10 protein-coding genes are annotated in these 6,602 nt (G+C 58.6%); 3 read left to right on the top strand and 7 right to left on the bottom strand.

Annotation, left to right across the window (positions count from 1 at the left end):
- Positions 1 to 282: 282 nt before the first annotated feature.
- Both ACP7D4_RS27335 and ACP7D4_RS27330 read left to right on the top strand, forming a co-directional pair.
- Positions 283 to 669 (top strand): TetR/AcrR family transcriptional regulator, encoded by a 387-nt coding sequence (locus ACP7D4_RS27335; RefSeq protein ID WP_426212534.1) that lies wholly within the window; start codon positions 283 to 285, stop codon positions 667 to 669.
- Positions 656 to 1,012: a hypothetical protein gene (locus tag ACP7D4_RS27330; RefSeq protein ID WP_426106850.1), complete on the top strand. Its 357-nt coding sequence runs from the start codon at positions 656 to 658 to the stop codon at positions 1,010 to 1,012. Before ACP7D4_RS27335 ends, ACP7D4_RS27330 begins: the two co-directional genes overlap by 14 nt.
- A gap of 24 nt (positions 1,013 to 1,036) precedes the next feature.
- Here the strand turns inward: ACP7D4_RS27330 and ACP7D4_RS27325 are convergent, their stop codons facing one another.
- The 3 genes from ACP7D4_RS27325 to ACP7D4_RS27315 form a co-directional block, all read right to left on the bottom strand.
- Positions 1,037 to 2,683: a tetratricopeptide repeat protein gene (locus tag ACP7D4_RS27325; RefSeq protein ID WP_426212532.1), complete on the bottom strand. Its 1,647-nt coding sequence runs from the start codon at positions 2,681 to 2,683 to the stop codon at positions 1,037 to 1,039.
- Positions 2,683 to 3,102: an energy transducer TonB gene (locus ACP7D4_RS27320; protein WP_426212530.1), complete on the bottom strand. Its 420-nt coding sequence runs from the start codon at positions 3,100 to 3,102 to the stop codon at positions 2,683 to 2,685. The genes ACP7D4_RS27325 and ACP7D4_RS27320 overlap by 1 nt, the downstream gene beginning before the upstream one ends.
- Positions 3,103 to 3,191: 89 nt before the next feature.
- Complete coding sequence (locus tag ACP7D4_RS27315) at positions 3,192 to 3,578, bottom strand: VOC family protein (RefSeq protein ID WP_426212528.1); 387 nt, start codon at positions 3,576 to 3,578, stop codon at positions 3,192 to 3,194.
- 190 nt (positions 3,579 to 3,768) lie between these two features.
- Between ACP7D4_RS27315 and msrA the strand changes: the two genes are divergently transcribed.
- Positions 3,769 to 4,275 carry a peptide-methionine (S)-S-oxide reductase MsrA gene (msrA, locus tag ACP7D4_RS27310; RefSeq protein ID WP_426212526.1) on the top strand — a complete coding sequence of 169 codons (507 nt, stop codon included), beginning with the start codon at positions 3,769 to 3,771 and terminating at the stop codon, positions 4,273 to 4,275.
- A gap of 23 nt (positions 4,276 to 4,298) precedes the next feature.
- On the opposite strand, the gene ACP7D4_RS27305 is transcribed toward msrA, so the two are convergent.
- From ACP7D4_RS27305 to ACP7D4_RS27290, 4 genes are all read right to left on the bottom strand, one after another.
- Entirely contained in the window at positions 4,299 to 4,658 is a 360-nt protein-coding gene (locus ACP7D4_RS27305; protein WP_426212524.1) for a hypothetical protein, read from the bottom strand.
- Entirely contained in the window at positions 4,655 to 4,909 is a 255-nt protein-coding gene (locus tag ACP7D4_RS27300; RefSeq protein WP_426212522.1) for a hypothetical protein, read from the bottom strand. Before ACP7D4_RS27300 ends, ACP7D4_RS27305 begins: the two co-directional genes overlap by 4 nt.
- Before the next feature lie 29 nt (positions 4,910 to 4,938).
- The gene (locus ACP7D4_RS27295) at positions 4,939 to 5,469 is read right to left on the bottom strand and encodes a DUF6622 family protein (RefSeq protein WP_426212520.1); all 531 of its coding nucleotides are present in this window, start codon (positions 5,467 to 5,469) and stop codon (positions 4,939 to 4,941) included.
- Between the two features lie 214 nt (positions 5,470 to 5,683).
- Positions 5,684 to 6,277 carry a BLUF domain-containing protein gene (locus ACP7D4_RS27290; RefSeq protein ID WP_426212518.1) on the bottom strand — a complete coding sequence of 198 codons (594 nt, stop codon included), beginning with the start codon at positions 6,275 to 6,277 and terminating at the stop codon, positions 5,684 to 5,686.
- Positions 6,278 to 6,602: the final 325 nt, after the last annotated feature.

The raw sequence follows: 6,602 nt of genomic DNA, 5'->3' as shown, positions 1-6,602 counted from the left end.
CCACGCTGCGCTTCCGTCAACTCAACTTTCATCGCTACACGCATGATTTCCCCTCCATATGACAAGGATACATGCATATATATAATAAGTCTTATTATTTATGACGCACTACACTAGCAGCAGTGACACATCGGGCAAAAGAGGGAATCGAAAGTACCGCTGATAGTTGTTGACCAATCGTTCAATAACCATCAAGATGGCGCCATGACCCGCTTTCATGGAGCGGCCGGATCTTCCCTTGTCTTCTCGCCCTCATCTTGTTCAATCTCTTGAAAACACCTTATGGCCAGACCCAGAAATTTTGAAGAAGATGTGGTCGTGGCACAGGCCGCGGACGTATTTGGCCGCCTTGGATTTAACGCCGCGTCGATCGCGGATTTGGTAACAGCGACGGGCTTGCAACGAGGCAGTTTGTACAAAGCCTTCGGGTCCAAGCAAAACCTGTTCCGATTGGCGCTTGCAGGCGCGCTAACGCCGGGATGGAGCAAACGCGCGGCATCGATCGACCTCTTGATTATCGCGCTCAAGGAATTGGCCCCGGGCGACGGGCCCGTCACCGATTTGTGTCGTGCAGCCGTGTCGGAGTCGGGCGACGCGACGGCCTGCCTGCTCGGGGCGCGACTTTTAGAACATCTTGACAGCAAAGGAACACCCCATGCCAACGCTTGAGTTGAACAAAGACGAACTGATCGTGCACTTGAAATTATGGGAAGCGCTTGCCTCACTGCAGAGAACAATCCGCATCCCCTTGAAAAACGTGCGGGGAGCGACCGACGACGAAGGCTTTCGCGGCCTGGCGCTCGGTTTGCGATCGCCGGGAACGGGTTTCCCGGGGCTCATCGACGCGGGGATGTATCGCAAGAACGGGGACCGGCAATTTGTCTTCTGGACCCGCGGCACCCATCCCGTTGTCATTGAACTGGCGAACGAGAAGTGGGATCGGATCATCCTCGGCGCCCACGACGCGCGCGCCATGGCGGCGCAGATCAACGCCGCAGTCGTTCAGCGCTGATGCACTTGGTGTTTGAGAATGCCCCTACTTGGCGCGTTTCAACGCCGCCAATTCGGTATCGATACGTTTTGCCTCCGCAACTTTGCCTTGCTTCGTATAAATCTTGCCCAGGCCAGTTAACCCGGCCATCAAATAAGGCGCGTTTTTTGTCCCGCCCTGACGCCACAGAAGCGCCACTTTGTTGAAGTTCGACTCAGCGCCTGAAAGATTTCCTTGTCGCACTTGCACCTCGGCCAGGGGCAACAGGTAATCGCTCAACATGTCGCGGTCGGCGTCCGCTCGCTGCTCTTCGCGCGCAGCCAGCGCTGCGTAGTATTCGCCAGCCTCGGTCAGCTTGCCTTGTGCGGCAAACAGGTAGGCCAGTTCGGCTTGCGCTTCGAGCGCGTCGGGATGATCGGGGCCCAGTTCGCTTTCCACATTCGCGTAAGCGATTTGCTGGAACTGAACCGCCTCTTTCATATCGCCTTTTTTTCGGGCGAGAATACCAAGGTCGCGCGCCAGCCTGGCTGCGAGCGTGGACTTGCTCGCCTTGTCCCAGGTTAACATTGCATTGGCCTTGCGGTACAGCGGTTCCGCTTCGGCAAGCCGCCCCTGGCTTTGATAAAGTTCGCCCGCGTCGGCCAGGGCGTAGACGCTGTCACGCTGCTGGGCCTCGATCGCCCGGCTGGCTTTTGCCAGTTCGCCCTTGCGCGCCGCAGTTGCCAAGGCCGGCTGACTGGCAGGATCGGCCTGCAGAACCGTCAAGGCTTGCGTCAGTTCTGCCATTTTGGCGTCGGCCGCTTGCACGCGCTGCAAGGCCTTGGCAAGGGCAGCATCGATCTGACCCGACTTGTACAAGGCAGCCACGCTATCGACCGCAGCAGCTTGCGGCGCGGAGCTCTTGGCCACGCCCTCCGCGCCAACAATGGTGTTGGCACGATCACGCAGTTTGTCGCCTTCCTGCAATTGGTTTTGGGCATACAGCGCAGCCGCAGCTTCGTACAAGGCCGTGGCCACGGCACGCGGCGGCGGCTTGGCGCCCTTGTCCAGGTGCGCCATCGCGTCGCGCGCGTACTGCTCTGCCTGCTTAAAATCCTTGTTGCGGAACGCCATGTCGCTCATTTCCAGGTAGAGCTCGGGCAAGCGGGCGCCAAGCGTTGGATCGGCACGCAGCACGTCGGCGATGCGGCGGTAGAGCGCCAGGCGCTCGGGCAGGCGCCGCTGCAGGCGATACAGGATAGCCAATTCGTGCATGATGCGTACTGTCAGAATATCGCCATCGCCCAGCGCTTTGCGTGCAATCTCCAGCGCGGTGCTGAATAACTCTTCCGCCGCCGGGCAATTGGTCTGCGCCTGCTGCTGTTGCGCATGAACGTAGGCGCGCGCGGCAATGGCTGCCGACGGCGTCTCCCGTTGCCAGATCGTGGCGACCACGTGCGCCGTGCTGGTCGCCTCACGCTGGCGATAGCCTGCGAACTGGCTTAACGACAGCGAGTGGATAGCGTCCACATTGGCAAGGTCAGGCGTCATGCCGCCGTTACGCAAGACGGCCTCGGTCTGCGCTGCCAAGGCAAGCTGTTCGCTGCTCAGCTTGATCGCCCTCGTCGCATCGCACTGGACGGCGCCAAAAGCCTGGGGGGCCGCGCTCAAGGCGAGCAAGGGAAGGACGAGCTTGAAGAGTAGGCTGCGCATTATTCGAGTGTAAAAACGTAAGAGATAAAAGCAAACGCCGGGACCGCGCGGCCATCGATGGTAGCGGGACGGAACTTGCAGGTGCTGAACCCGGCGAACGCCGATTTGTCCAACTCACGAAAGCCGCTGCTGCGGGCAATCGTGTTATCGATGATCAAGCCACTCGCTGCAATCTTGAAGCGCAGCACCACCGTGCCGGTTTCTTCGTTGCGCAGCGAAGATTTTGGATAGACCGGCCGGTCGCACAGATCCATGGACACCGTCTGCGCGGCTTGTTCCACCCTTGCAAAACGGGGAATGAATGGCTTGGCGTCGATGCCCACTGCCAACTTGGCAGTGGGTTGGACCTCGGCCACAACCGGGATGCTCACGCACGCGAAGAACGCGGCCAGCGCTGCCTTGGCTATTGATATTTTCATCATTTTATTATATCTCGGCGGCAAGGCTGGAGGATGTCATTGCTGAGATTTGCCCTCACGGACAACTTACTGGGCGCGCTACTGATAACTTACTGGCCGTCGGGCGGCTGCCATAACTCGACTTTGTTGCCGTCCGGGTCGATGACCCATCCGAACTTGCCGTATTCCGATTCGTCGACCTTGTCTTCCACCTGGCATCCTTCGGCGCGCAGCGCAGCCAACAGGGCGTGCAGGTCGTCGACCCGGTAGTTGATCATGAACGATGCACGGCTGGGCGCGAAATAGTCGGTGTCGGCCTGAAACGGGTTCCACATCGTCGCACCAAGGCCGGTCGGATTATCGGGACCCGACCATTGGAATGACACGCCGCCCCACTGCTCGACATTCATGCCGAGATGGACGCGATACCATTCGGCCAGCGCCTTTGGATCGGGTGATTTGAAGAACACGCCGCCAATGCCGGTAACACGTTTCATATGAGCTCCCAAGTTGATTGAAGGATGGCGTACTGCGCTGCTATTTCTGCAACTACCATACGCTGATGGACGGCTGAGATCAAGACGGCCAGCTGTTGCCGCCCGGACCCTGATGATGCGCGCTTGCCGCGTGCCCTTGGAAACTGAGGTATCACCCCGATATAATTAAGCAATCACGTAAAGGAAAACCATGACGACAACGACAGAAACGGCGATCCTTGCCGGCGGATGCTTTTGGGGCATGCAAGACTTAATCCGGCGCATGCCGGGGATACTGTCCACGCGCGTGGGCTACTCCGGTGGCGACGTGCCCAATGCCACCTACCGCAACCATGGCACCCATGCAGAAGCGATCGAACTGGTGTTCGATCCGTCAGAGCTGAGCTACCGCCAGATTCTGGAATTCTTTTTCCAGATCCACGATCCCTCGACCGAAAACCGCCAAGGCAACGATCTTGGCACCAGCTATCGCTCCGCAATTTATTACACGAGCGATGAACAGAAAAAGATGGCGCAAGAGACGATGCTGGACGTCGATGCTTCAGGAATCTGGCCGGGCAAAGTGGTGACCGAACTGGCGCCGGCGGGCCCATTCTGGGAAGCGGAACGCGAACACCAGGATTATCTGGAGCGTATTCCAAACGGCTACACCTGCCATTTTGTGCGTCCGGACTGGAAGCTGCCCGGCCGCGCCTGACGCGCCGTGAGTCCGCTGTGACACTAGCTTCGTATTGCAGCGGCAATCAGGACGCTGACCGCAGCGGCCAGCACCCACGCGCCGATGCGCACGAGCAGAGCGGTATCGACTGCTCGCGTTCCCTGCTTCTGGCTTGGGCGAAATCCCACGACAAAGGCATGGGCCGGCAGTGCAATCACCAGCAGCGTGATGAACACTGCCGCAATTGTCCCGGCAGACTCCGGTACGACAAAGCGGGACCAGAGCAACGGCCAGGCGACGGCGGAGAAAATACCAGCCAGTGCTGCGGTGATCGGGGTCGGAGAGATAGTCAAGGCGCACGCCAGTCTGGAAATAGAGGATGCGGCAATCATAGCACCCGTCCCGAACACGATGATCGTCAAACGCTTGTTATCGTTCCCGGGGCGCGCTCATAGAACTGGAAACATACGCCGGAGGCGACGATCAGGTGGAATTCACGGCGGCCCCAGGCTTTCAGTTCAAGAGGACCCACCTGGATCGAAAGATGACGGTACTCGTCGTACAGGGCTTCCAGTCCGAGTACGCCAATGCTGAAACTTGCATTCTCGCCCCACACGCGCTCAGTATTTTCTGCCAGATGAAAAGCGACGTTATCGCGTTCGATGCCGGCCATATTCCCGGAGCGCCAGAGTGCTGGTGGAGTCAGGCTATGGCCGTCACATAGTTGCTTGTCCCAGCAGTTTGACGCAATAGCTGCAGGCACTTCAGGTTGCGAGCGAGTCGACCCAGGAAATAACCATTAAAGACGCCAAACAAAACACACACCACAGTCGAAAACAGCGCATTGCCCTTGGCGTGCGGCTCGACGGCGAGCGTTACCGCCGTGGCGTACTTGGTGCAAAAAATTGCCATCATCAGCACCAGCGGCACCCAGCTGCCGTGGACGCGCACATTGCCAGCGTCGGCCCCGGCGCTGATACCGGCGCTGCTTAATTTCCACACCAGCAGCGTCATCACCAGCGCACCGCCGGCCCAGGCGGACAAGGGGAGCAAGCCGGTACCGAACTTTGCCACAATGTCCTGCAGCGACAGGGCCAGCATGATGACGGGAATGATGAACATTTTTCGAACGGCCATCTCGCGGTCGCGCAACGCCACTATGCCACGATAAATCAGCAAAGCAAGAATGGCCCACACGTAGAGTGGGGTGTGGGACAGGATCTGAATCAGCATGGCAAGCTCCGCAAGTGGGTTAAGTTGGTGCCACTTTGCCGGAGACTGCGACGAGGAGGGGATTTATGCGACGGACCGATCGATACCGGCGCGAGATGCAGCCGGACGGCGCCAGTTGCAGGGATGCACACGGCCGTTCCACGTTTTTCGCGTAAGCGCAGCGCGTGATCGGCTGTGCGTTGGGCAAGCTGTACTGCCCGTGCCGACGTGTGCGTTACGACAAGACCGCGAACAGCAGGCCAGCGACGGCCAGAAATGCAACGACGACCAAGGCAATCTTTATTGTGCTGGGGCTGCTCTTGGCAGGCAGCGGGGCCGACACGGGTGCCGACGCGGCTTGGACGACCGGCGCCGCCGCTTCCAGTGGCGCGCTGGCATGCAGCAACAGCGCGATCACTTCCTGCGTCATCGCCACATCGAACTGGTATGGATCGAACGTGGCCATGCCTTTGGCGTGCAGCAGCCTGCTCATGGCCTGTTCTGCCGGCACATATTTCATGGACCAGTCTTTGAATGACTGCGCTGCAATCGACTTGCGGGAAATAAGCTTCAGGTCCTTGTGACGGGCGTCCTGCTCCAGCTTGGCATAGAGCGTGTCGATTGCGGCCTCGTCGCCTTCCAGACATTGGAAAAAGCAGCCATCACCGAAATACAGTACACCGACGAGGCCGTTTTTCCGGTTGTTCGACCGTGATTTGGCCAGGATGCGCGCCACTGCCGGGTCGATGCCGTTTTCTGGGCGGCCAGGCGGTGACGTTGCACGGCTGACGTAAATAATTTGGACAAGCGTTCCCATGATGTCTTTCACTCATAGTCAAAGAGGCCAGCGAGCGCTGGGATTTGCAAGGGTTTTATCCCGAGGGAATTTATTGTAGCAGACAAGAAAATGTCTTGCTGAAGGCCTGCTGAACTGTGAGCCGCGGAGCGCGAGCTCAGGCAGTTCTAGCGTGAGCGTGTGAACCCAATGCGTCGGTGCGAAAGGATGTCACTCCCTCCTGGCGCCGATACGATGATTCCTAGTGTAGTGCGTCATAAATAATAAGACTTATTATATATATGCATGTATCCTTGTCATATGGAGGGGAAATCATGCGTGTAGCGATGAAAGTTGAGTTGACGGAAGCGCAGCGTGG

The sequence above is a fragment of the Massilia sp. TWP1-3-3 genome (assembly GCF_049897805.1).
GTDB lineage: Bacteria > Pseudomonadota > Gammaproteobacteria > Burkholderiales > Burkholderiaceae_D > Telluria_A.
Note: the sequence above shows the minus strand (reverse complement) of the source record. Positions and strands in the feature narration are given on the sequence as shown.